Genomic DNA, 21,844 nt, shown 5'->3' with positions numbered 1-21,844 from the left:
AAGAGCGAACTTCGCCCCGAGACGCTACTCGGGCTCGCGTCCCATGCGCCGGGCGGTGTAGCGCTCGACCGCCGACAGCCCGTCATAGATCAGCACGGCAAGGGCGGCGACGATCAGGCCACCCTGCAGGATGAAGGCGAGGTTGTTCGACAGCAGGCCTGCGATGATCACCTCGCCCAGTGTCCTCGCCGCTACCGTCGAGCCGATGGTCGCGGTGGCGAGGCTGATCACCACCGACAGCCGGATACCACCGAGAATGATCGGCGCGCTGAGCGGCAGCTCGACCTTGACCAGTCTTTGCCAGCCGGTCATGCCGGCGCCACGCGCCGCCTCGACTACGTTGGCCGGCAGCGTCGTCAGGCCGGTCAGCGCATTCTCAAAGATCGGCAGCAGTCCGTAGAGAAACAGCGCAATCAGCGTCGGCTTTTCGCCGAAGCCGACGGCCGGCACGGCAAGCGCCAGCACCGCCACCGGCGGAAAGGTCTGGCCGATATTGACCAGGCTGCGCGACAGCGGCAGGAATTCGGCGCCGGCTGGCCTGGTGACCAGAATGGCGAGCGCGACCGCAACGATCGTCGCAGCAACCGTCGCGATCAATACGGTCCGCAGATGCAGCAGCGTCAACGTCAAAAGGCTGCCCTGATTGTAGATTACCGGCGCGTTGTTCTCTGTCAGCGGCCTCAGCAGCGGTTCGAACCAGCCGGGATTGGCGACGAAGGCAATAAGCACCACCACCAAGGCAAGCCTGAGCAGCGACGGAAGCCAGGCTTTCATGCCGGCCTCGCCGCGCGCTTAACCAGCCCGTCCACAGTGACGCGGCCAAGCGGCTTGCCGTCGGTATCTTTCACCGGAAGTGCCGGGCGGCCCGACCACAGGAGTTCGGCGAGCGCGTCGCGTTGGCTGGCGTCACCGGGGATCGCCTCGCCTTCGGCCGTGCCTTTTTCCACCGCGTCGCGCACCCGGCCAAGCGACAACAGCCGGAACGGTTTTTCACTGGCGCCAACCAGGGTCTCGACAAACGCGCTGGCCGGTTTCGCCAGTATCTCGGCCGGCGCGGCATATTGCACTACTTTGCCGCCATCCATCACCGCGATCTTGTCGCCCATGTGAACGGCCTCTTCCATGTCATGGGTGACGAGGATGATGGTGGTGCCGAAGCGTTTCTGGATCGCCAGCAGATCCTCCTGCGCCTTGTTGCGGATGATCGGATCGAGCGCGCCGAACGGCTCATCCATCAACAGCACGTTGGGTTCCGCGGCAAGCGCCCGGGCGACGCCGACGCGCTGCTGCTGACCGCCGGAAAGCTCATGCGGATAGCGTGGCCCGTAGGCTTGCGGGTCGAGCTGGTATAGCGTCATCAGCTCGTCGACGCGGGCCTTGATGCGGTTGGCGTCCCAGCCGAGCAATACCGGCACAGTGGCGATGTTCTGCGCCACCGTGCGATGCGGAAACAGCCCGTGGCCCTGGATGGCATAGCCGATGCTGCGGCGCAGCTCATAATCCGGGACCGAGCGGTTGTCGACGCCGTCGAGCTTGATCACGCCCGATGTCGGCTCGACCAGCCGGTTTATCATGCGAAGCAGCGTCGTCTTGCCGGAGCCGGAGGTGCCGACGATGACGGCGATGCTGCGCGGCTCGATTACTATCGACACGTCGTCGACGACTGTCGTCTCGCCGTAGCGCTTGGTGATGCCTTCGATCTCGATCATGCCGTCTCAACCCTGCGCTTGCTTGCGCTCATTTCGATCACTGCATCGAGGATGATGGCAGCGGCGAAGGCCAGCACCACCGTCGGAACAGCACCGAGCAGCACCAGGTCCATCGCCGTCTGGCCGACCCCTTGGAATACGAACACGCCAAAGCCGCCGCCGCCGATCAACGCGGCAATCGTGGCGAGGCCGATATTCTGCACCAGCACGATGCGGATGCCGGTGAGGATCACCGGGAAGGCCAGCGGAAACTCGACGCCGAACAGCCGCTGGCGGTCGGTCATGCCCATGCCGCGCGCTGCGTCGTTGGCGGCACGCGGCACACCGGCAAGGCCGACCACGGTGTTGGCCACTACCGGCAGCAGTGAATAGAGGAACAAAGCGACGAAAGCCGGCGCTGTACCGATGCCGCGAATGCCGAGCGCGGCAGCACCCGGAACATGCGAAGCGACCCAGCCGAGTGGTGCGATCAAGAGGCCGAACAGCGCGATCGAAGGAATGGTCTGGATGATGTTCAGCACGTTGAGCACGCCGGCCCGCAATTTCTCGACGCGATGGCAGAGGATGCCGAGCGGCAGGCCGATAATCACCGCAGCCGCCAGCGAACCCAGCGCCAGCGTCACGTGCTTGGAGCCTTCCGCCCAAAAACTATCGGCGCGATTGAAATATTCCTTGAGGATCGACAGGCTGTTCCAGCTTCCCGAGACGAGCAGCAGCCCGATCGCCGCGGCGGCGACAACAAGCACGCCGATGCGTGCCTGCGGCGACAGGTTCAGCCGCGTAAGCACGTCGGCGAGCAGAAGCGTGAAGGCGAAGATAAGCAGCCAAAAGCCCGAAGCCGGCGAGATACGGGCGAAGGTGTTGCCGGCGGGTGTCAGGAAACTGCCGGCGACGCCGATCAGCAGCGCCAGCGCTGCAAGCGCAACCACACTGGCGGCGAGGCGCAGAGCAAGCGGCGTTTTCAGCAGCGCAATGAGCGCCGCTGCGACGACAATCGCCATCAACAGCGGACCGACCGTCGCAGGCAAAGATTCGAGGATCGAGCGCGCCTCGCCGGGTACGATGCGATTGGCGCGGAAGGTGGCGAATGGCGCCGCAAAAGCCGCATAGGCCGATATCGCCGCGATGACCACGCCGAGCTTGTCGAACCGGATGCGCACGCCCTCCCCCATCGGCCGATCCGGCGCACCTCGAAAGCGGAGCGCCGGAATCGCCTTACTTCAGGAAGCCGTTCTTTTTCAAAAAGTCCTCGGCGACGCCCTTGACCGGCTCGCCGCCAACCTGCACGCGACCATTCAACTCCTGCAACGTGACGAGATCGAGCTTGGCGAACACCGGCTTCAGCAGCGTCTCGATCTCCGGATGCTCCTTCAGCACCGCCTCGCGGATGATCGGCGCCGGCTGGTAGACCGGCTGCACACCCTTGTCGTCCTCAAGCACGACGAGGCCGGAGGGCGCGATGCCGCCGTCGGTGCCATAGACCATGGCGGCGTTGGCGCCGTTGGTCTGGTTGGCTGCGGCGGCAATTGTCGCCGCCGTGTCGCCGCCCGACAGCGTGATCAACTGGTCCGGCTTCAGCGTGAAGCCATAGGTCTTCTGGAAAGCGGGCAGCGCGGCCGCCGAATTGACGAACTCGGCGGAGGCCGCCAGCACCACCTTGCCGCCGCCCGAGACATATTTGCCGAAGTCGGAAAGGGTGACGAGCTTATTGGTATCGGCGACCTCCTTGCGCAGGGCGATCGCCCAGGTATTGTTCGCCGGTGACGGTGACAGCCAGACGATCTTGTTGGCGTCGTAGTCGAGCTTCTTGGCAGTCTCGTAGGCCTTGGCGGCGTCTTTCCACACCGGATCATCGGCCTTCTCGAAGAAGAAGGCGGCGTTGCCGGTGTATTCCGGATAGATGTCTATCTCGCCGGCTGTAATCGCCTTGCGCACCACAGGTGTGCCGCCGAGTTGGATGCGGTCGGTGGTCTGGATATCGTTGGCGTTCAGCACCAGTTGGATGATATTGCCGAGCACGCCGCCCTCGGTGTCGATCTTCGACGACACCACCACCTGGGCACTCGCCGAGGCCAACGCAACTCCGAGCGCCAGTACAGCGCCGGCCAGAACCTTGATTGAAAACATCTCACAAATCCCTTGCTGTGAACCGGAATACGGCTGCCGCATATGAGCATGGCTTCGATGCCCCGTCGGGGTACACGGTTTCATAAGAAAGGGGATGGGCGCAATAATTTTGTTCGGATGCGAGTGACTCCGCCGTTGCCTCGTCCCGACAGCGTGACGTCAGCTGGCCGCGCGCAAGCCCGTCATCTTCAACACGCCCAGTGCCACGAAGCACAGCACGACGACCGGGAAAATCATCCAGTTCAACATCTCCCAGCCCCAGGCATTGTAGACCGCCCCCGACATCAGCGAGGCGAAGGCGACGGAGCCGAACAGGACGAAATCGTGAAACCCCTGGACCTTGCCTTTTTCGGATGACTGGTAGCTGTCGGCCACCATGGCGGTGGCACCGATGAAGCTGAAGTTCCAGCCAAGGCCGAGCACGATCAGCGCCGTCCAGAACTGCCACAGTGCCAACCCTGACAGCGCCACTGTGGCGCAGCCAATCAGCAGCACCAGGCCGATCGCCACGATCCGCTCAGCGCCGAAGCGATAGATCAGCGACCCCGTGAAGAAGCTCGGCGCGAACATCGCCATCACATGCCAGGAAATGCCGAGCGTGGCGTCGTCGGTCGAAAGGCCGCAGCCGACCATGGCCAGCGGCGCGCCCGTCATGACGAAGCTCATCAGCGCGTAGCTGCCGACGGCGCAAAACAGCGCTGCGACGAAGCGCGGCCTGGTGACGATTTCCGAGAGCGGCCGGGCGTCGCTGTCGGCGATTTCCACCTTGTCGGTTGCCTTGGCCGGGATGCGCAACAAAGAGAGAATGGCGGCGCCGACCGCCGCCAGCACCAGGATGGACGCAAACGAGCCGGCAAACTTCACCGGCGAGAACAGGTCGCCGGTGAAGATGACGATCTGCGGTCCAAGGATGGCGGTGACGATGCCGCCGGCCAGCACGAAGGAGATGGCGCGCGCCTTGAATTCAGGCGGCGCATTGTCGGCGGCGGCAAAGCGGAACTGCTGGACGAAGGCGCCTCCGATGCCGATCACGGCCAAGCCGAAAGCGAATAGCCAGAAGCTGGCATGAAACAGCGCCAGCGTGGCGACCAGCCCGCCAAGCGCCGTGACCGCTGTGCCGGTCATGAAGCCGTCGCGCTGGCCGAGCCGGCGGATGATCGCCGCGGCCGGCAAGGAACCGAGCGCCACGCCGACATTGAAACCGGTGATCGGCGCGGTTGCCAGCGACTTGTCAGCATCGAGCAGGTACTGCCCCGCCAATCCGCCCATGGAAATGGCGATGGGTGCGGCCGAGCCGATGATCGCCTGCGAGGCTGCGAGGATGAAGGCGGTGCGACGCGCTTCCTTGCCCGCCCCAACGGCGACGATAGCAGTCATGAGGCGTCCTTGCCGCGGCCCTCGCCACGCACCCGGCGCGACACGCGATCAAGCACCGCATTGACCAGTTTCGGCTCGTCTTCCTCGTAAAATGCCTTGGCGATGTCGACATATTCGGAGACGATAACCGCCACCGGCACGTCCTCGCGCTGCATCAGCTCGTAGACGCCGGCGCGCAATATGGCGCGCAATGTAGAATCGAGCCTCGACAGAGGCCAGTCCTCGGTCAGCGCCTGTCGGATGACTGGATCGATGGTCTTCTGGTGCTCGACAACGCCGGCAAGAATGGCGCGAAACCATTGCGCGTCGGCCTCGCGATAGAGCGCGCCGTCGACTTCCTTGCCGAGCCTGAACGCCTCGTACTCGGCGGTGATCTCGAAGACGCCGCTGCCGGCGACATCCATCTGGTAGAGCGCCTGCACGGCGGCCAGACGGGCAGCACCGCGCTTGTTGGCGTGGCGCACCGTGGGCTGGCCGGGCGAAGCGGGTTCGCTCACGAGGGCGCTCCCAGCTGTTCCTTTAGAGCGATCATGGTCAGCGCCGCACGCGCCGCAAAGCCGCCCTTGTCGCCTTCCGAACGCCTGGCCCGTGTCCAGGCCTGTTCGTCGTTTTCGGTGGTCAGGATGCCGTTGCCGATGCAGACCGCATCCTGCACGGACAGGTCCATCAGGGCACGGCTGGATTCATTGGCGACGATATCGAAATGATAGGTGTCGCCGCGGACCACCGTGCCGAGGGCGACGAAGCCGTCATAGTTCGTCCCGCCTTCGGAGGCACCGTCGAGCGCGAAGGAAATCACCGCCGGGATTTCGAGCGAGCCCGGAACGGTGACGACATCGTATGTCGCGCCCGCTTCCTCGAGGGCCTTTGTCGCGCCTTCGAGCAACGCGTCGGCAAGGTCGTCGTGAAAGCGCGCCTCGATGACAAGAACGTGGGCCTTCTTCTTCGGACGGATGAACGCTTTGCCGTGTTGGGATGTGCCTGCCATAGATGTCTCCGGGGATCGCCGGTGACTTAGGCCGAAGCCGGTTTGATCGCAAGCGGAAGATTGCGGAAGGAACTTTCAAGGCCAACTCGGCGGCGGTCGCACCAGGGAATGGGCTTTATGGACGAGCGCCTCAAAGCCCCTCTTTAGCCGCCTCCACCAGTCGCGCCGCATAGCGGGCCATGGTGTCGATCTCGAGATTGACGCGATCGCCGACCTGGCGTTCGCCCCAGGTGGTGACCGTCAGTGAGTGGTGGATCAACAGCACGTCGAAGCGGCTGCCTTCGACCTTGTTGACGGTCAGCGAAGTGCCGTCGAGTGCGACGGAGCCCTTGGGCGCGATGAATTTGGCCAGCTCTCGCGGTGCATCCAGGGTGAAGCGAACGGCGTCGCCTTCCTCCTTGCGCCCTACGATCTCGGCCATGCCGTCTACATGGCCTGAAACGATATGGCCGCCAAGCTCGTCGCCGATCTTCAGCGCCCGCTCCAGGTTGATGCGCGTGCCGGATTTCCAGCCCATCGCGGTCGTCAGCCTGAGTGCTTCTTCCCAGGCCTCGACCTCGAACCAGCGTGCGTTGGCGCCGTCTTCCGGCAATCCCGTCACCGTCAGGCAGACGCCGCCGCAGGAAATCGAGGCACCGATGGCAATGGTCTGCGGATCGTAAGCGGTGTCGATACGCAAACCGACGCCTTCCCTGAGCGGCTTCACGGCAGCGACGGTGCCGACATCGGTGACGATTCCAGTGAACATTAGTTTGGCCCCGTGAACATCAGGTCGGTCCTAGATGTCTCTTATCCATTCCGCATATGTATCTTCGCCGAAACGCATGTTGCGCAATTTGCGAAATCCCGGCGGGATATTGTTGGCATCGATCGGCGATACAATGCCGCCCTCGCCGATCGCGTCCGGCCCCTGAAACAGCACGATACGATCGACCAGTTGTTCGTCGAGGAACGCCTTGGCCACCCTCGCGCCGCCCTCGACCAGGACGCTTGCCATGCCGAGCGCCGCCAGATCCTCGAACAGTTCCGGCAGCGCGATATCGCCTTCATAGGTCTCAGTACCGATGAAGCGAACGCCGGCACGTTCGAGCGCGGCGCGCCGGTGCGGATCGGCCTCGGCGCAGGCAGCGACATAGAGCGGCACACGGTCGACGCCGGCGACCAGTTTCGAAGTCTCGGGTAGCCTGATCTGACGGTCGAGTACGATGCGCGCCGGCGAACGGCTCTCCAGTCCCGGAAGCCGAACCGTCAGCGCCGGATCGTCCTCCAGTGCCGTGCCGATGCCGATCAATATGCCATCGGCTTCGGCGCGCATCAGATAGACTTCGCGTCGGGCGATATCGCCGGTGATGGAGAGCTGTCCCTCGCCTTTCACGCCGATCTTGTTGTCGCTCGAAAGCGCAAGTTTCAGGATCACTTCCGGGCGTTTTTTCAGAGATCGAATTAAATAGCCGGCCATCTGCTCCGCAGCCTCGGCCGCCAACACTTTTTCCACCACTTCGACGCCGGCGGCACGCAAGATTGCATAGCCCTTGCCGGAAACACGCGGGTCAGGATCGCTGGCAGCGCCGACCACACGCGCCACGCCGGCACTGACCAGCGCATTGGCGCAAGGCGGCGTGCGGCCGTGATGGGCGCAGGGCTCCAGCGTTACATAGGCGGTGGCGCCGCGCGCCAGTTCGCCGGCCTCTGCCAAAGCCTCGGTCTCGGCAGGCGGCCGGCCGCCGACGGCGGTGACGCCGCTGCCGACGATCATCGGCCCGTCGCCGTCATCGCGCACGATCAGCGTGCCGACGGAAGGGTTGGTCGAGGTCCGCCCGGCATTCTTGCGCGACAGCCTGAGGGCTGCCGCCATATAGCGGCGATCGAGGACCTCTTGTTCAGCCGTGCGGCGTCCGGACCCTGCCATGCTCAGCTGGCGTCCTCTTCGCTCTTCAGCTCTTCGCCCCTGAGCTCGTCGGCTTTGAGCTCGTCGCCTTTGAGTTCGCCCAACACGTCGTGGAAATCCTTGGCCTCGCGGAAATTGCGGTAGACGGAGGCAAAGCGCACATAGGCGACATCATCGAGCGACTTAAGCGCCTCCATGACCAGCCGGCCGACTTCCCCCGAGGCCACCTCGGTCTCGCCCGAGCTTTCGAGCTGGCGCACGATGCCGGTCACCGCCCGATCGATACGTTCCGGGTCGACATTGCGCTTGCGTACCGCGATCTCGACAGAGCGCAGCAACTTGTCGCGGTCGAACGGCACCTTGCGTCCAGACTTCTTCACCACGACGAGATCGCGCAATTGGACGCGCTCGAAAGTGGTGAAGCGGCCGCCGCAATCCGGGCAGACGCGCCGCCTGCGGATCGCTGCACCGTCTTCGGCAGGGCGCGAATCCTTCACCTGCGTATCTTCGGACTGACAGTAGGGACAGCGCATGGAGAGCCTTCGGTTCGCGATTCTCGTAGTGCGAACGGCTTAGAGGTTTTTGCCACGATGGCAAAGTATGGCCGATGACCGATCGCGTCTCAGAGATAGCGAGGCACGAGGAAAATTGCGAGAGCGGCAATTAGTTGGACGGCAATACGCCAATCAGGGAGCGACGTCGCCGGTCGGGAAGCCGCAGGACGTGCCGAGATAGCGATAGGCCTTGGTGAAGCCGTCCATCGATATCGTCGCGACCGGCTTGTCGGCGAAGCTGACATCGAGGGCGCTGGTACGGCGCATGGCACGCAGTATGGCAACCGTGGTCTCGGGTTTGTTGTCCATCATCCACTGTCCGTCGGCGATAATATGAAAGCCAGCCTTGATCTTGTCGTTGACGTCGCGGAACACCGCCGGGATGTTGTCCCCCTTGGGCAAGTCACTGTTTCTCACGGCGATGATGAGGCTCGGATAGCCCTCGGGTGGCAGTACGTCGCCATTCGAGATGGCCAGCGTGAGGGTGCCACTGGTGCCGTTAGCGTCGAAAAAGACCGTCGAGGCGGCGCAGGTCTTGCGCACGTCCTCACCGGTGTTGACCTCGTCCACCGTGGTGGACCACCTGCCAAAAGTCTCTGTCTTGGGTGCTGCCGGCGTCGGCTCGGTCTGCGCCAAGGCCGCGCCGAGTAGCTGAGAGGTCGCTAAGGTGAGCAAGGCAGCGCCAACACTGGTGAAACGGAAAATTCGCATCATCATCAAACGTCTCCGAGATGCAGCCGTGGCCAGTTGATCGGCGCCGTCACAGTTGGGGGGCTGACGCCCTGCGTCAACCAAGATACGGGTAAAGCGGAAAACGATCCGTCAATGCCGCCACCTTGGCCTTCACGGTTGCCTCGACGGCCGCGTTGCCTTCGTCGGAATTGGCGACCTTCAGTCCATCCAGCACTTCGGCGATCAGCTTGCCGATCTCGCGGAACTCGGCCTGACCGAAGCCGCGCGTGGTGCCGGCCGGCGTGCCGAGCCGAACGCCCGATGTCACGAAAGGCTTTTCCGGATCGAAGGGGATGCCGTTCTTGTTGCAGGTGATGTTGGCGCGGCCAAGGGCAGCCTCGGCGCGCTTGCCGGTTGCGTTCTTGGGACGCAGGTCGACCAACATCAGATGGTTGTCGGTGCCGCCGGAGACGATGTCGAGACCGGTTTCCTGCAGACTGGAGGCCAGCGCCTTGGCATTGGCGACGACGCTCTCCGCATAGATCTTGAAGCTCGGCTTCAGCGCCTCGCCCAGAGCCACCGCCTTGGCGGCGATCACATGCATCAGCGGTCCACCCTGCAGGCCGGGGAAGACGGCCGAATTCATCTTCTTGGCAATATCCTCGTCGTTGCAAAGGATCATGCCGCCGCGCGGCCCGCGCAGCGATTTGTGCGTTGTGGTGGTGACCACATGGGCATGCGGCAGCGGCGACGGATGCATGCCGCCGGCGACCAGGCCGGCGATGTGGGCCATGTCGACCATCAGATAGGCACCGATCGAATCGGCGATCTCGCGAAAACGCTTCCAGTCCCAGACACGTGAATAGGCTGTGCCGCCGGCCAGGATCAATTTCGGCCTGGTCTCATGGGCGGTCTTCTCGATCGCATCCATGTCGAGCAGATGATCGTCCCGGCGTACGCCATAGGAGACGACCTTGAACCATTTGCCGCTCATATTGACCGGCGAGCCATGTGTCAGGTGTCCGCCGGAATTGAGGTCGAGGCCCATGAAGGTGTCGCCGGGCTGCAGCAACGCCAGGAACACCGCCTGGTTCATCTGGCTACCGGAATTCGGCTGGACGTTGGCGAAGTTGCAGCCGAACAGCTTTTTCGCGCGTTCGATGGCCAGTTCCTCGGCGACATCGACGAATTGGCAGCCGCCATAGTAGCGCTTGCCCGGATAGCCCTCGGCATATTTGTTGGTCATGATCGACCCCTGTGCCTCGAGCACGGCACGCGAGACGATATTTTCCGAGGCAATCAGCTCGATCTCGTGGCGCTGGCGGCCGAGTTCGTTGCGGATTGCGCCGAAAATCTCGGGGTCGGCATCGGCAAGCGTGGTTTCGAAAAAGGATTCGAATTTGTTCGACACTGCCGCTGCTGTTGCCATGGGCTGAAATCCTCAAGGTTCGGGGTCTGTCGCGCCATTAACACAGTTGCTTTCGGCCCGCCACGTTTGCAGCGCGAAATTTGCTGGCCGGATTGCGCCAGAGAGACTGGCAGCCTCTATTTCCTTGCCTGCCGGCCCTTCAGCAGGGCCTCGGTGAGCGTGATCTCGGTGAACAGCGCCTGCATCGTATGGTCGTTAATCTGGCCGCTGCGAAACATTGCGCGAACCGCTGCGCGTTCGGCCTCAATGCCCGCCAGCCTCAATTCGAGCTCCAGCCGTCCGGCCTCGCGGGCCTCGGCGCGCGCCTCGTCGGCCTCGTCGGAGGCAGCGATGCGGCGACGGTAGCCGGCGACGATGCTGTCGGCGGCGGCAAGCCGGGCGCCGGGTATTTCCCCTTCATCGCCGTCGGTCGCGCCGGCCATGCTCTCGATGCGGGCGATGGCGGCGTTGGCCGCGCCCACGCGCGCAAGACGCTCCTCGGCAGCGCCAGGATCCTCGCCCGGCTCGACCAGCCCCCGTGCCACCTTGGGCAAGGCAAGGCTGGCTATGAGCAATGAGCAGATGATGACGCCTGCGGCGAGGAAGATCACCACCTCGCGCGCCGGAAAGGGCGAACCATTCGGCATGGTGAGCGGCAGCGACAGGATGCCGGCCAGCGTGATGGCGCCGCGCACGCCGGCAACAGAGCCGGCGATCCGGACGCGCAGCCCGAACGGCTCGGCCTTCTGCTCGCGTAATCGCGCCGAGACGCGCGTCGCGATGTCGCCGACCCAGATCCACAGGAAGCGCAGCCCGATCAGGCATAGTGTCAGCGCGACCACCGTGGCGATTGGCTGGATGACCGGATAGCGGCTGCCGAGCTCAGGCGGCACGTTGCCGATGATTTCGGGAAGCTGCAACCCGAGCAGGATGAACAGCGCGCCGTTGAAGACGAAGGATAGCGTCGTCCACAGCGATACGGTCTGTATGCGCGCCGAGACGCCGAGAAAGCGGAAAATCCCGGAGCCGCCGGTGAGCACTCCGGCCGTGACCGCCCCCAGAATGCCCGAGGCGCCGACATTCTCGGCGCCGAGATAGGCGATGAACGGCAGCAGGACCATGACCAGCACCTGCGCCTCGGACGGCACGCCGCCGATACGGTTCAGCAATTGCAGCACCTTGGCGGCGACGAACAAGGCAGCCACGCCGGCCAGGATGCCGGCAGCGACGGCATAGAGGAAAGTCACGGATGCCGCGACGAAGGAGAAGCTGCCGGTCAAGGCAGCTGCCACCGCAAAGCGGAACATCACGAGGCCCGACGCATCGTTGAGCAGCGCCTCGCCCTCCAGGATGTGCATCAGCCGGGCCGGGACCAGGCTCTTGTCGACGATCGAGGAGACGGCCACCGCATCGGTGGGCGACAGCACCGCAGCAAGTGCGAAAGCGACGACGAGCGGGATGCTCGGGACAAGCCAGTGCAAAGCGTAGCCGAAGCCGACAATGGTGAAGAAGACCAGCCCGATGGCGAGGTCGAGGATCGGCCCGCGCAGCGCGATCAGTTCGCGCTTGGGCGCACCATAGGCGTCGCTGAACAGCAGCGGCGGGATGAACACCAGCAGGAACAGCTCGGGATCGATCTCGACATGCATTCCGCGCACCGGCCAAGCCAGTGCCGCGCCGATGGCGATCTGCAGTACCGGCAGCGGCACCCGCACCAGCCGGACCAGCGCGCCCGAAACGGCGACGAAGATGAGCACGACCAGAATGAACATTGCGACATGCATGATGCGATTTCCGACTACAGCGCCACGCGTTCTTTGCCGGCAATCAGTCCAGCAAAGCTTGCCGCGAAAGACCCCGGCAACGAAAAAGGCCGCCCTTCCGGCGGCCTTTTTGCAAATGAACTCAGCTGCTTAGAGCGCGGATGTGATCTGCAGCTCGTTGGCCCCGTCGAGGCCGTAAATGTCGTCACGGAACTGGACCACGCCCGGCCCTGTCGACCAGGCCGAGACGTAGAGAAAATAAACCGGCACCGGATTGGTGACCTGCACCGGCGTGTTCTCCCCGGTCTTGATCGCCGCCTCGAAATGCTGGCGATCCCAGCCCGGTGTGTCGCGCAGAATCCAGGTGACGAGGTCGCGCACGTTCTGAACCCGCACGCAGCCAGAGGAATCGAAGCGCATCAGCTTGCCGAACAGGCTCTGCTGCGGCGTGTCGTGCATGTAGACGCCGTCCGGGCTGGGAAAATTGATCTTGACTGAGGCCATCGCGTTGCCGGAACCGGGATCCTGGCGGAAGCGGTATTTGGCGGCATCATCGGTCGACCAGTCGACCGTCATTGGGTCGACCTCGCTGCCGTCCGGCGCAAACAGGCGGATATGGCTATCCTTGAGATAGTTGGGGTCCTTCCGCATCAACGGAATGATATCCTTGCGCACGATCGAGACCGGCGCGTTCCAGTACGGATTGACGATGATTTCGTTGATCTTGGAATTGACGATCGGCGTCTGGCGATCGATCTTGCCGACGATTGCGGTGTGGCGCAGCACAACGCGGTCGTTCTCGACAGCCTCGATCTGCGCCGCCGGGATGTCGACCAGAACATAGCGGTTGCCAAGCGTGCCGGCCCGCTCACGCAGCCGTTGCAGATTGGTCTGGAGCTGACCAAGCCGAACCGGCGCCGACACGTTCATTGCCGCGAAAGTATATTTGCCCGTGGTTCCGTCGGCCGGCAAGCCGTGACGCAACTGGAAGCGCTTGAGCGCCGAGTCGACGTAAGAATCGAACGCTTCCGAGAGCCCGGCGCTCTGCGCCAGATCGCCCGATATCATCAAGCGCCTGCGCAGCGGCACCACATCGGGATCCTCGACGCCAAGCTGCAGCTTCTTGGTGTCTGGAACCTGTTCCCAGCCGCCTTGCGCGACGATATTCTGATACTGCATGATCGCCTGCTCGGTGAAGGACACCGTCTGCAGGCTGAAGATCGGCAGCGTCGAGGCAACCTTGCCGCCTTCGCTGGCACGCGCATCGAATTGGTCGTCCCAATTGCCGCGCGCCGAGGATTTCAGGATATCCCCGATCACATCCTGCGCACTGGCGCGGCCGGCGACCATTGCGGCTGCGAGCGCAGAGGCTCCTGAAAGGAAGAAACGGCGGCTGGTTCTCATGGACGTTCCAGACATTCTTGCTACAATTCAACCCACCGGGCGGTCTCGCCCGCACTCTAGAGTTGGCTTCTTAACAATTAGCCAACCATGGCCCGCATCACTTCGGTGTAAAACCACATGGGAAGTGACTTGAGCACAGGACAAATGCACGGCTTTGGCCCCAGCATCACCCGCATCTTCGGTTCCATTGGAATATGGCGGCAACGTGGCTGTTGCTCGAATTTGGATCGGCCGGCCTGACGAAACGGCAAGACCGGTGCTTTTCGGCACCGGCCTTTGGTCCACTCCGCGGCAGCACTTCCGTAGTCCAGCTTCAAATCTAGATGCGGCGGATGCGATTACATCCGGTAGGCGATGGTATCGTTCCAGAACCGATCCAGGCGCTGCAGGGCGCGGTTCATCTGCTTGAACTCCTCCGTGTTGATGCCGCCAACCTGCTCGATCGAACCGACATGGCGCTCGTAGAGGCCGGCGACGACTTCCGCCACCTCATTGCCCTTCGGCGTCAGCGAAACCCGCACCGAACGGCGGTCGATGCGCGAGCGCTGGTGGTTGATGAAGCCGAGATCGACCAGCTTCTTCAGATTGTAGGAGACGTTCGAGCCGAGATAGTAGCCACGCGAGCGCAGTTCGCCGGCGGTCAGCTCCGAATTGCCGATGTTGAACAGGAGCAGCGCCTGGATGGCGTTGATGTCGGAGCGACCGTTGCGGTCGAATTCGTCCTTGATCACATCAAGCAGACGGCGATGCAGCCGCTCGACCAGCTGCAGCGATTCCATGTACAGCGAACGGATCGCCTCGCGGCGGTCATCGGATACGTTGGCGGTCTTCGCCGCCGGACGCGAATTGATCATTGTCTTTGCCTCTCGTTTGTCGCCCGGTGATTTTTTGTTCTTCACCTTGACCGCGACACTATCGAATACTCATAAAATTCGACTTAAACGCCAAGGCTAACAAGAGCTTACCGGTAAGGGGTTTCGAAAGAGGCTTAACGGACGGTCACCCGAGCAAGGATAATTAACCTAAAGATTTAGCCAACGATCCTGGCCGGAATTGCTATCGCCGGGGTTGCCGCTTCTGGATCCAGATCACCACGCGGAACACTATGTAGAGCAGCGCCACCGCAAGGTGCGAGGCGACGATCAGCGGCCGGTGGCCGAACAACTCGGGGAAGCCAGCATACATGACGCACTCGGTCACCGCGCAGATGAACCAGATCACCGGCCCCCAGGACGCCAGCATCCACAGGCCGGCGGCAGCGAACGGAAAAAACACCGCCAGCACCACCGCCGCCACCTGCCAGTGTACCGGCATCAGGTCGAAGCGCCACAACGGGCCGGGGTAAAAGCCGATCAGCCGGATCCAGTACAAGATGCCGAACAGCAGACAGTAGCCGGCGATGACGCGCTGGAACCAGGCGAAGATGACCTCGATCGTCGAGGGCTGCAGCACCACGCGTCTCGAGGCGACCTCGCTCACAGCTTCAGTTCCCGTTCGCCGAGCGATGCGAAATAGGCGTCGACGTTGGCGGCGCTGACGTCATCGATACCTGCCGGCCGCCATTGCGGCGTCGAGCCTTTATCGATGATGGCGGCGCGGATACCTTCATAGAAGTCGTGCCCGGCAAGCATGCGGTTGAGGATACGGAACTCCATTTTCATGCACTCGTCCATCGACAACGTCTGCCCGGCGCTAATCTGGCGCCATGCAACATGCAGGCTGGTCGGTGAACGTGTGCGGATGGTGGCCAGCGTCTTTGCCGCGAACTCGTCGGCAGCGGCTGCCCGCTCCAGACTGGCGACGATATCGGCCAGCGACGGCTGCGCGAAATGCCGGGCGATGGCTTCCAGCGTCGGCCTGTCGGTCTCGCGCCTGGCCGGGACGAAGCAGCCGCGCAGCACCGATTCCGGGTCGCCGCTTTCCGCCAGACGGTCGAGGAAGCCGGCCTGGTCCTCCGCCTTGATCGTATGGGTGGCGAGGCCCGAGCACAAAGCATCGCCATAGCGGATGCGGTTGCCGGTCAGCGCCAGATACATGCCGAAGCTGCCGCCGAGATCCGGCAACAGATGGCTGGCGCCGACATCCGGGAAAAAGCCGATGCCGACCTCGGGCATGGCAAACTGGGCGTTCTCGGTCAGCACTCGCTGCGAACCATGGAAGGAGATACCTACGCCGCCGCCCATGACGATGCCGTCGATCACCGCGACATAGGGTTTCTTGAAGCGGGCGATGCGGGCGTTCAGCCGGTATTCATCGGCGAAGAAATCGACCGGAGGCCTTCCTGCGCGGCCGGCTTCGTAGATGTGGAGGATGTCGCCGCCCGCCGAAAATGCCCTGCCCTCGGCCTTGACGACGACAACGTCGACGCCGTCGTCGCGCTCCCAACTGCGCAGCGCCTTGTCCAGCGCCTTGACCATGCGGTGGGTTACGGCATTGAGCGCCTGCGGCCGCGTCAGCGTGACGACGCCAGCCCTGCCCAATCTTTCGAAGCGAATCTCGTCGCCTCCGCCAAAATCCATCGCCAGAGAATCCCTCCCCGCGCCCGCCGGGAGTGAAGTGCTAAAGCGTGGCGCATGGCCGCGTCAATGGCGGCGGCCAATCCGCTGCATGGTCGTCGGCGTCACCCAGTGCTAATGCTGGCGCTTTGAACCGGAAGGTTGAACCATGCCTTGGTTGCCGCGCCTTGCTGTTATGGTGGTCGGCCTGATCGCTGCGAACACTCCTCCCGTATCGGCCGAAACCGTCGACGAGCTCTATCAATCGCAGACCATCGTCACCGGCCAGGGCGAGGTCAACAGGCAGATCGGCTTCAAGGCCTGCCTCGATGCGGTGCTGGTTCGTGTGTCCGGCGATCAGCGGCTGCCGAAGAGAACTGAGATGGCGGCGCTGCGCGACAAGGCCGGCAGCTTCGTTGCCGAATTCCGCTATCGCGACCGTCTCGAAGGCATTCCAATCCATGACGAACAAGGCACCCATGACCGGCCGCATGATCTCACTTGTCTGTACAGGCCTGACGTTATCGATCCGGTGCTTGCCGCGCTTGGCAGCAAACCATGGCTTGGCGAGCGGCCACGCCTGGCAATTTTCCTGGCGGCGGAGCAAGGCACAAGGCAGTTCGTGCTGACCGCCGACGATGAGCGCGGGGCGGCGATGCGCGAATCCTTCGTCAATGCCACCGGTCCGCTGGTCATGCCGATTGTGTTTCCCGAAGCGTCACTGCTGTCGGCCTCGAAGCTTGACGACCAGGCCCTGCGCCATGCCGATATCACGACGCTGGACCAGCTTGCCAGGAAGGCCGGAGCCGACCAGGCGCTCGCCGGCAGTATCGTCTGGAGCGACAAGGAACTGGGCTGGATAGCCGACTGGCGGCTTGCCTTGAATGGCAAGAGCTACAATTGGCAAGTGCGCGGCGTCAGCTTCGACGAGGCATTCCGCGTCGCCATGCGGGGTGCTGCGCAGATCCTGTCGGGCAATGGCCAACCAGAATAGCGCCCGACAGGACCCTGGCACAATCGTGTCGCATTGGTCAGCAGCGGAGGCTCGTGGTAAAAGCCGCCCGATCCGGAGTTTTTGCGATGAACAAATTCACCCCTGCAAAGCCTGCCGGCGCGCGCAGCGTCGACGAGATCACCGGCAGCCGGCGTCTGCGGCGCATGCGCAAGGCCGATTGGTCGCGCCGCCTTGTCCAGGAGAACCGGCTCTCGGTCGACGATCTGATTTGGCCGATCTTCGTCGTCGACGGCAGACAAGTGCGCGAACCGATCGCCGCCATGCCCGGCGTGTTCCGCCTGTCGCTCGACCTCGCCGTCAAGGAGGCTGAGCGCGCGGCCAAGCTTGGCATTCCGGCGATCGCCACTTTCCCCAATGTGGAGCTCGGCCTGCGCGATCAGACCGGTTCGCACATCCTCGATCCGGAAAACATCATCAACCGCGCCACCCGCGCCATCAAGCGGGCGGTGCCGGAGATCGGCATCATCACCGACGCGGCGCTTGACCCGTTCACCTCGCATGGCCATGACGGCATCTTGCGCGAGGGCATTATCGTCAATGATGAAACGGTGGAGCAAGTGACGGCGGCGGCCGTCATCCAGGCGGCGGCGGGGGCCGACATCATTGCCCCCTCGGACATGATGGACGGCCGGATCGGTGCCATCCGCGATGCGCTCGACGCCAATGGATTTCAGGATGTGGCGATCATGTCCTATGCGACCAAGTTCGCATCCGCTTTTTACGGCCCCTACCGTGAGGCGGTCGGCACCGCCGGCCTGCTCAAGGGCGACAAGAAGACCTATTATATCGATCACGCCAATTCCGACGAAGCGGTGCGCGAGGCCGAGCAGGATCTGGCCGAGGGCGCCGACATGCTGATGGTCAAGCCCGGCCTGCCCTATCTCGACATCATCCGCCGGCTGAAAGTCGAGTTGCAGATGCCGACCTTTGCCTATCAGGTCTCGGGCGAATATTCGATGATCAAGGCCGCCGCCGCCAATGGCTGGATCGACGGCGAAAAGGCGATGCTGGAATCGCTGCTCGCCTTCAAGCGCGCCGGCTGCGACGGCATCCTGACCTACTTCGCGCCGGAAGTGGCGGCGATGCTCAAGGGGTGATGCGCCTTTGTAGCGTCTACATCGAGTAGTGTTCGTTCGTCCAAAGCGCGACATGGAACGCCGCAGGACATCGCTTCAAGTTTACGCTGCCCCTCGTTGCCCTGCCGGGCATTTCTCCCTGTAAAGTGGCAGGGAGAAAGACGCGTTCGTAAAAGATTTCACCAATCTCCAGCGTTGCAAAAACATCGACGTTGCGGCCAGCCCCTTCTCCCCGTCACTATACAGGGAGAAGCTGCCGGCAGGCGGATGACGGGCGGCGCCGACATTGAGATTGGTTATTCCAACATGATTTGGAAGCGATTGCCCCGCCGGCGATTCAAAATACCGCTTGCAAAATGCAATCAGTTAAGCTACCCCGATAACTGCTTGCATGTCACAATTGGTTATCGAGGAGGCTCCCATGTCCAAGCTTCGCGTCAGCGCCTTCACCCTGTCGATCGACGGCTTCGGCGCCGGTCCCGACCAAGACCTGAAGAACCCGCTGGGTGTTGGCGGAGAAGCCCTGCACGAATGGATGTTCGGCACCCGCACCTTCCGCAAGATGGTCCTCGGCAAGGATGGCGGAACCACGGACACCGACGAGGCGTTCGCGGCACGCAGCTTCGAAAATGTCGGCGCATGGATCCTCGGCCGCAACATGTTTGGGCCGATCCGCGGCGAATGGCCGGATGACAGCTGGAAAGGCTGGTGGGGTGACAACCCACCCTACCACGTGCCGGTGTTCGTGCTCACGCACCATGCGCGTGATCCTATTGTCATGGAGGGCGGCACGACCTTCTATTTCGTGACCGACGGCATCCACTCAGCGCTGGAGAAGGCGAAGGCAGTGGCTGACGGTAAGGATGTACGGCTGGGCGGCGGCGTTTCTACGATCCGGCAATATCTCAAGGAAAAGATCATCGACGAAATGCATCTGGCGATCTCACCGGTCCTGCTAGGCGCCGGCGAGAGCCTTTTTGCCGGCATCGACATGCCCAAGCTCGGCTATCGCTGCAGCGAGCAGGTCGCGACGCCGAAGGCCACGCATGTCATCATCGAGCGCACCTAGCTTGTTGCAGGGTGCCGCCATGGAGCGGCGCCCTCCTCGCCGCTTTAGTCAGTACTTCTCCGGCACATACAGTTCGCGCGGCAGTACCTGGCGCTCGTATTCGGGATTGAAGACGCGCTCCGGCAGTGTGATCTCCTCGTGCGGCACCTCCTCATAGGGCATCTGCTTGAGGAGATGGTCGATGCAGTTCAGCCGTGCCCGTTTCTTGTCGTTGCCCTCGACGATGAACCACGGGGCTTCCGGGATATTGGTGCGGGCGAACGTTTCTTCCTTGGCCTTGGTGTACTGCTCCCAGCGCACGCGCGACTGGAGGTCCATCGGCGACAGTTTCCATTGCTTCATCGGGTCATGGATGCGCATCAAAAAGCGCATCTGCTGCTCCTCGTCGGTGATCGAAAACCAGTATTTGACAAGCGTAATGCCTGAGCGGACCAGCATGCGTTCGAAATCCGGAACGTCGCGGAAGAACTCCTCGACCTGATCCGGCTGGGCAAAGCCCATTACCCGCTCGACGCCGGAGCGGTTGTACCAGGAGCGGTCGAACAGCACGATCTCGCCGCCGGCCGGCAGATGCGGAACGTAGCGCTGGAAATACAATTGCGACTTCTCGCGCTCGGTCGGCGCCGGAAGTGCTGCGACGCGGCAGATGCGCGGATTAAGCCTCTGGGTGATGCGCTTGATAACACCACCCTTGCCCGCCCAGTCGCGGCCCTCGAAAACCACGACGAGCTTCTTCTTGTGATAGGCGACCCAGGACTGCAGCTTGATCAACTCGGATTGCAGCGTGATGAGATCGCGAAAATACTGCAGGCGGTCGATCGATGGCGGATGTGCATTCTTGTAGATCTTGGCGATCTCCATCGACAGCGCCGGCTCCGAGATTTCCAGCTCATAGTCTTCATCCAGCGTGTCGGCGAGTTCCGCTTCCAGCCAGTCCCTGGCCGGGGAATTCTGTTTTATCTCGGTCATTTACGCTGCTCCGCTTACAGGCCTTGCCGGCCGCTGTCAGGCGCTCTGCCGCCCGGCCCGGCGGCCGGAAATCGAAGCGCTGGACCGATGTTAGCATAGGCCGGCAATGACGGTTTTATTGCAGCCACTACTGAGCTGGCTGTGCGTTTCAATCCGCAAGATGTGATCGAGCTTGCCCTGCGGAACGGGCGACAAGCGGAACGAATTATCCTACAAATAGCTGGTTCATTGAGGGCTGTCGTCTGCAACGCCCTTTCCCGATAAATTGTGAGGATACGACATGGAATACCGCACTCTCGGCCGTTCCGGGCTGAAGGTTTCAACGCTGACCATGGGCACCATGACGTTCGGCGGCGGCGGCGCGTTTTCGGCGGTCGGCAAGACCGACCTCGACGAGGCGCGCCGGATGATCGACCTTTGCATCGATGCCGGCGTCAATGTCATCGACACCGCCAACGTCTATTCGAACGGCGTGTCGGAAGAGATCATCGGCGAGGCGCTCGGCGGCAAGCGCAAGGGCGACGTGCTGATCGCCTCCAAGGCGCGCATGCGGATCGGCAAAGGCCCCAATGATGAAGGCCTGTCGCGCTACCATCTGATCCGCGAATGCGAGAGGAGCCTGAAGCGGCTCAGGACGGATGTCATCGACATCTATTTCCTGCACGAGTGGGATGGCCTGACACCGCTTGAGGAAACCATCGCCGCGCTCGACACGCTGGTCGCGCAGGGCAAGGTCCGTTATGTCGGCTGCTCCAATTATTCCGGCTGGCAAGTGATGAAGGGGCTGGGGATCAGCGACCGTCATCACCAGCCGCGCTTCGTCACCCAGCAGATCCATTACACGTTGGAAGCGCGCGAGGCCGAGTATGAATTGTTGCCGATCTCGGTCGACCAGGGGCTCGGCGTGCTGGTCTGGAGCCCGCTTGCCGGCGGGTTGCTGTCCGGCAAATACCACCGTGACCAGCCGACCGCCCGCCAGCTCAGCGGCTGGTCGGAACCGCCGATCCGCGACGAGGACCGGCTGTGGCGGATCGTCGACACGCTGATCGATATCGGCAATAATCACGGCGTGTCGGCGGCGCAGGTGGCGCTTGCCTGGCTGCTCGGCCGGCCCGCTGTCAGTTCGCTGGTGATCGGCGGACGAACCGAAGCCCATTTCAAAGACAATATCGCCGCTGCAAGCCTTGTGCTTGCCGATGAGGAGCGCACACGGCTCGATGTGGTCAGCAGGCCGCCCGTGCTCTATCCCTACTGGCACCAGCAATTCACGGCAAAGGACCGGTTCGGGCCGGCCGATCTCGTTCTCGACCGCGACGGCGCCTGAAAAGCC

The 21,844-nt window shown here is 62.9% G+C and carries 22 protein-coding genes; 4 read left to right on the top strand and 18 right to left on the bottom strand.

The genetic code is table 11. From position 1 onward, the window contains the following. Positions 1-24: 24 nt before the first annotated feature. The 17 genes from NKH04_RS16040 to NKH04_RS15960 all read right to left on the bottom strand — a co-directional run bounded on the left by NKH04_RS16040 (position 25) and on the right by NKH04_RS15960 (position 16,409). Positions 25-774 carry an ABC transporter permease gene (locus NKH04_RS16040; RefSeq protein WP_352456588.1) on the bottom strand — a complete coding sequence of 250 codons (750 nt, stop codon included), beginning with the start codon at positions 772-774 and terminating at the stop codon, positions 25-27. After that, the gene (locus tag NKH04_RS16035) at positions 771-1,709 is read right to left on the bottom strand and encodes an ABC transporter ATP-binding protein (RefSeq protein WP_352932789.1); all 939 of its coding nucleotides are present in this window, start codon (positions 1,707-1,709) and stop codon (positions 771-773) included. Before NKH04_RS16035 ends, NKH04_RS16040 begins: the two co-directional genes overlap by 4 nt. Then, a complete protein-coding gene (locus NKH04_RS16030) occupies positions 1,706-2,881 on the bottom strand; it encodes an ABC transporter permease (RefSeq protein WP_352501519.1) in 1,176 nt (391 codons plus the stop codon). Before NKH04_RS16030 ends, NKH04_RS16035 begins: the two co-directional genes overlap by 4 nt. Positions 2,882-2,924: 43 nt before the next feature. Continuing rightward, entirely contained in the window at positions 2,925-3,836 is a 912-nt protein-coding gene (osmF, locus tag NKH04_RS16025; protein WP_352682048.1) for a glycine betaine ABC transporter substrate-binding protein OsmF, read from the bottom strand. 159 nt (positions 3,837-3,995) lie between these two features. After that, positions 3,996-5,213, bottom strand: a complete 1,218-nt coding sequence (locus NKH04_RS16020; RefSeq protein WP_353044535.1) for an MFS transporter — start codon at positions 5,211-5,213, stop codon at positions 3,996-3,998. Then, positions 5,210-5,710 (bottom strand): transcription antitermination factor NusB, encoded by a 501-nt coding sequence (gene nusB / locus NKH04_RS16015; RefSeq protein WP_023674496.1) that lies wholly within the window; start codon positions 5,708-5,710, stop codon positions 5,210-5,212. Before nusB ends, NKH04_RS16020 begins: the two co-directional genes overlap by 4 nt. Then, positions 5,707-6,201 carry a 6,7-dimethyl-8-ribityllumazine synthase gene (ribH, locus tag NKH04_RS16010; RefSeq protein ID WP_352501516.1) on the bottom strand — a complete coding sequence of 165 codons (495 nt, stop codon included), beginning with the start codon at positions 6,199-6,201 and terminating at the stop codon, positions 5,707-5,709. The genes nusB and ribH overlap by 4 nt, the downstream gene beginning before the upstream one ends. A 130-nt stretch (positions 6,202-6,331) precedes the next feature. Next, positions 6,332-6,949, bottom strand: a complete 618-nt coding sequence (locus NKH04_RS16005) for a riboflavin synthase (RefSeq protein ID WP_352501515.1) — start codon at positions 6,947-6,949, stop codon at positions 6,332-6,334. Between the two features lie 30 nt (positions 6,950-6,979). After that, complete coding sequence (gene ribD / locus NKH04_RS16000; RefSeq protein ID WP_353044534.1) at positions 6,980-8,110, bottom strand: bifunctional diaminohydroxyphosphoribosylaminopyrimidine deaminase/5-amino-6-(5-phosphoribosylamino)uracil reductase RibD; 1,131 nt, start codon at positions 8,108-8,110, stop codon at positions 6,980-6,982. Between the two features lie 2 nt (positions 8,111-8,112). Then, positions 8,113-8,622, bottom strand: a complete 510-nt coding sequence (nrdR, locus tag NKH04_RS15995) for a transcriptional regulator NrdR (RefSeq protein WP_352501513.1) — start codon at positions 8,620-8,622, stop codon at positions 8,113-8,115. Positions 8,623-8,775: 153 nt separating this feature from the next. Beyond that, positions 8,776-9,360: an invasion associated locus B family protein gene (locus NKH04_RS15990; protein WP_352472055.1), complete on the bottom strand. Its 585-nt coding sequence runs from the start codon at positions 9,358-9,360 to the stop codon at positions 8,776-8,778. Positions 9,361-9,430: 70 nt separating this feature from the next. Continuing rightward, positions 9,431-10,744: a serine hydroxymethyltransferase gene (gene glyA, locus NKH04_RS15985; protein WP_352449301.1), complete on the bottom strand. Its 1,314-nt coding sequence runs from the start codon at positions 10,742-10,744 to the stop codon at positions 9,431-9,433. A 116-nt stretch (positions 10,745-10,860) separates the two neighbouring features. Further along, positions 10,861-12,507: a Na+/H+ antiporter gene (locus NKH04_RS15980; RefSeq protein ID WP_353044533.1), complete on the bottom strand. Its 1,647-nt coding sequence runs from the start codon at positions 12,505-12,507 to the stop codon at positions 10,861-10,863. Positions 12,508-12,636: 129 nt separating this feature from the next. Then, on the bottom strand, positions 12,637-13,890 hold the full coding sequence (locus tag NKH04_RS15975; protein WP_023674488.1) for a L,D-transpeptidase family protein: 1,254 nt from the start codon (positions 13,888-13,890) through the stop codon (positions 12,637-12,639). A 338-nt stretch (positions 13,891-14,228) separates the two neighbouring features. Next, positions 14,229-14,744: a transcriptional regulator LdtR gene (gene ldtR, locus NKH04_RS15970; protein WP_023674486.1), complete on the bottom strand. Its 516-nt coding sequence runs from the start codon at positions 14,742-14,744 to the stop codon at positions 14,229-14,231. A gap of 202 nt (positions 14,745-14,946) precedes the next feature. Further along, positions 14,947-15,369, bottom strand: a complete 423-nt coding sequence (locus tag NKH04_RS15965) for a DUF6163 family protein (protein ID WP_023674485.1) — start codon at positions 15,367-15,369, stop codon at positions 14,947-14,949. Beyond that, positions 15,366-16,409: an enoyl-CoA hydratase/isomerase family protein gene (locus tag NKH04_RS15960; protein ID WP_352542403.1), complete on the bottom strand. Its 1,044-nt coding sequence runs from the start codon at positions 16,407-16,409 to the stop codon at positions 15,366-15,368. Before NKH04_RS15960 ends, NKH04_RS15965 begins: the two co-directional genes overlap by 4 nt. Positions 16,410-16,554: 145 nt before the next feature. Here NKH04_RS15960 and NKH04_RS15955 point away from each other — a divergent pair, with 145 nt between their 5' ends. The 3 genes from NKH04_RS15955 (at position 16,555) to NKH04_RS15945 (ending at position 19,545) form a co-directional block, all read left to right on the top strand. After that, entirely contained in the window at positions 16,555-17,379 is an 825-nt protein-coding gene (locus NKH04_RS15955; protein ID WP_352472018.1) for a DUF8605 domain-containing protein, read from the top strand. An 86-nt stretch (positions 17,380-17,465) separates the two neighbouring features. Then, positions 17,466-18,497 (top strand): porphobilinogen synthase, encoded by a 1,032-nt coding sequence (gene hemB, locus NKH04_RS15950; protein WP_352542426.1) that lies wholly within the window; start codon positions 17,466-17,468, stop codon positions 18,495-18,497. A 400-nt stretch (positions 18,498-18,897) separates the two neighbouring features. Then, entirely contained in the window at positions 18,898-19,545 is a 648-nt protein-coding gene (locus tag NKH04_RS15945; protein WP_353044532.1) for a dihydrofolate reductase family protein, read from the top strand. 48 nt (positions 19,546-19,593) lie between these two features. Here the strand turns inward: NKH04_RS15945 and ppk2 are convergent, their stop codons facing one another. Continuing rightward, complete coding sequence (gene ppk2 / locus NKH04_RS15940) at positions 19,594-20,514, bottom strand: polyphosphate kinase 2 (RefSeq protein WP_353044531.1); 921 nt, start codon at positions 20,512-20,514, stop codon at positions 19,594-19,596. A 280-nt stretch (positions 20,515-20,794) separates the two neighbouring features. Here ppk2 and NKH04_RS15935 point away from each other — a divergent pair, with 280 nt between their 5' ends. Then, on the top strand, positions 20,795-21,838 hold the full coding sequence (locus NKH04_RS15935; RefSeq protein WP_352472022.1) for an aldo/keto reductase: 1,044 nt from the start codon (positions 20,795-20,797) through the stop codon (positions 21,836-21,838). Positions 21,839-21,844 lie beyond the last annotated feature (6 nt).

Source organism: Mesorhizobium sp. M1365 (assembly GCF_040317865.1).
Taxonomy (GTDB): Bacteria; Pseudomonadota; Alphaproteobacteria; order Rhizobiales; family Rhizobiaceae; genus Mesorhizobium.
The sequence above is the reverse complement of the archived record's forward strand: the minus strand, read 5'-3'. Positions and strand labels throughout refer to the sequence as shown.

Excerpts from the sequence above, each read along its gene's own strand:
- NKH04_RS16040 (WP_352456588.1), bottom strand. The coding sequence starts at position 774 with ATGAAAGCCTGGCTTCCGTCGCTGCTCAGGCTTGCCTTGGTGGTGGTG.
- NKH04_RS16035 (WP_352932789.1), bottom strand. The coding sequence starts at position 1,709 with ATGATCGAGATCGAAGGCATCACCAAGCGCTACGGCGAGACGACAGTC.
- NKH04_RS16030 (WP_352501519.1), bottom strand. The coding sequence starts at position 2,881 with ATGGGGGAGGGCGTGCGCATCCGGTTCGACAAGCTCGGCGTGGTCATC.
- osmF (WP_352682048.1), bottom strand. The coding sequence starts at position 3,836 with ATGTTTTCAATCAAGGTTCTGGCCGGCGCTGTACTGGCGCTCGGAGTT.
- NKH04_RS16020 (WP_353044535.1), bottom strand. The coding sequence starts at position 5,213 with ATGACTGCTATCGTCGCCGTTGGGGCGGGCAAGGAAGCGCGTCGCACC.
- ribH (WP_352501516.1), bottom strand. The coding sequence starts at position 6,201 with ATGGCAGGCACATCCCAACACGGCAAAGCGTTCATCCGTCCGAAGAAG.
- NKH04_RS16005 (WP_352501515.1), bottom strand. The coding sequence starts at position 6,949 with ATGTTCACTGGAATCGTCACCGATGTCGGCACCGTCGCTGCCGTGAAG.
- ribD (WP_353044534.1), bottom strand. The coding sequence starts at position 8,110 with ATGGCAGGGTCCGGACGCCGCACGGCTGAACAAGAGGTCCTCGATCGC.
- nrdR (WP_352501513.1), bottom strand. The coding sequence starts at position 8,622 with ATGCGCTGTCCCTACTGTCAGTCCGAAGATACGCAGGTGAAGGATTCG.
- NKH04_RS15990 (WP_352472055.1), bottom strand. The coding sequence starts at position 9,360 with ATGATGATGCGAATTTTCCGTTTCACCAGTGTTGGCGCTGCCTTGCTC.
- glyA (WP_352449301.1), bottom strand. The coding sequence starts at position 10,744 with ATGGCAACAGCAGCGGCAGTGTCGAACAAATTCGAATCCTTTTTCGAA.
- NKH04_RS15980 (WP_353044533.1), bottom strand. The coding sequence starts at position 12,507 with ATGCATGTCGCAATGTTCATTCTGGTCGTGCTCATCTTCGTCGCCGTT.
- NKH04_RS15975 (WP_023674488.1), bottom strand. The coding sequence starts at position 13,890 with ATGAGAACCAGCCGCCGTTTCTTCCTTTCAGGAGCCTCTGCGCTCGCA.
- ldtR (WP_023674486.1), bottom strand. The coding sequence starts at position 14,744 with ATGATCAATTCGCGTCCGGCGGCGAAGACCGCCAACGTATCCGATGAC.
- NKH04_RS15960 (WP_352542403.1), bottom strand. The coding sequence starts at position 16,409 with ATGGATTTTGGCGGAGGCGACGAGATTCGCTTCGAAAGATTGGGCAGG.
- NKH04_RS15955 (WP_352472018.1), top strand. The coding sequence starts at position 16,555 with ATGCCTTGGTTGCCGCGCCTTGCTGTTATGGTGGTCGGCCTGATCGCT.
- hemB (WP_352542426.1), top strand. The coding sequence starts at position 17,466 with ATGAACAAATTCACCCCTGCAAAGCCTGCCGGCGCGCGCAGCGTCGAC.
- NKH04_RS15945 (WP_353044532.1), top strand. The coding sequence starts at position 18,898 with ATGTCCAAGCTTCGCGTCAGCGCCTTCACCCTGTCGATCGACGGCTTC.
- ppk2 (WP_353044531.1), bottom strand. The coding sequence starts at position 20,514 with ATGACCGAGATAAAACAGAATTCCCCGGCCAGGGACTGGCTGGAAGCG.
- NKH04_RS15935 (WP_352472022.1), top strand. The coding sequence starts at position 20,795 with ATGGAATACCGCACTCTCGGCCGTTCCGGGCTGAAGGTTTCAACGCTG.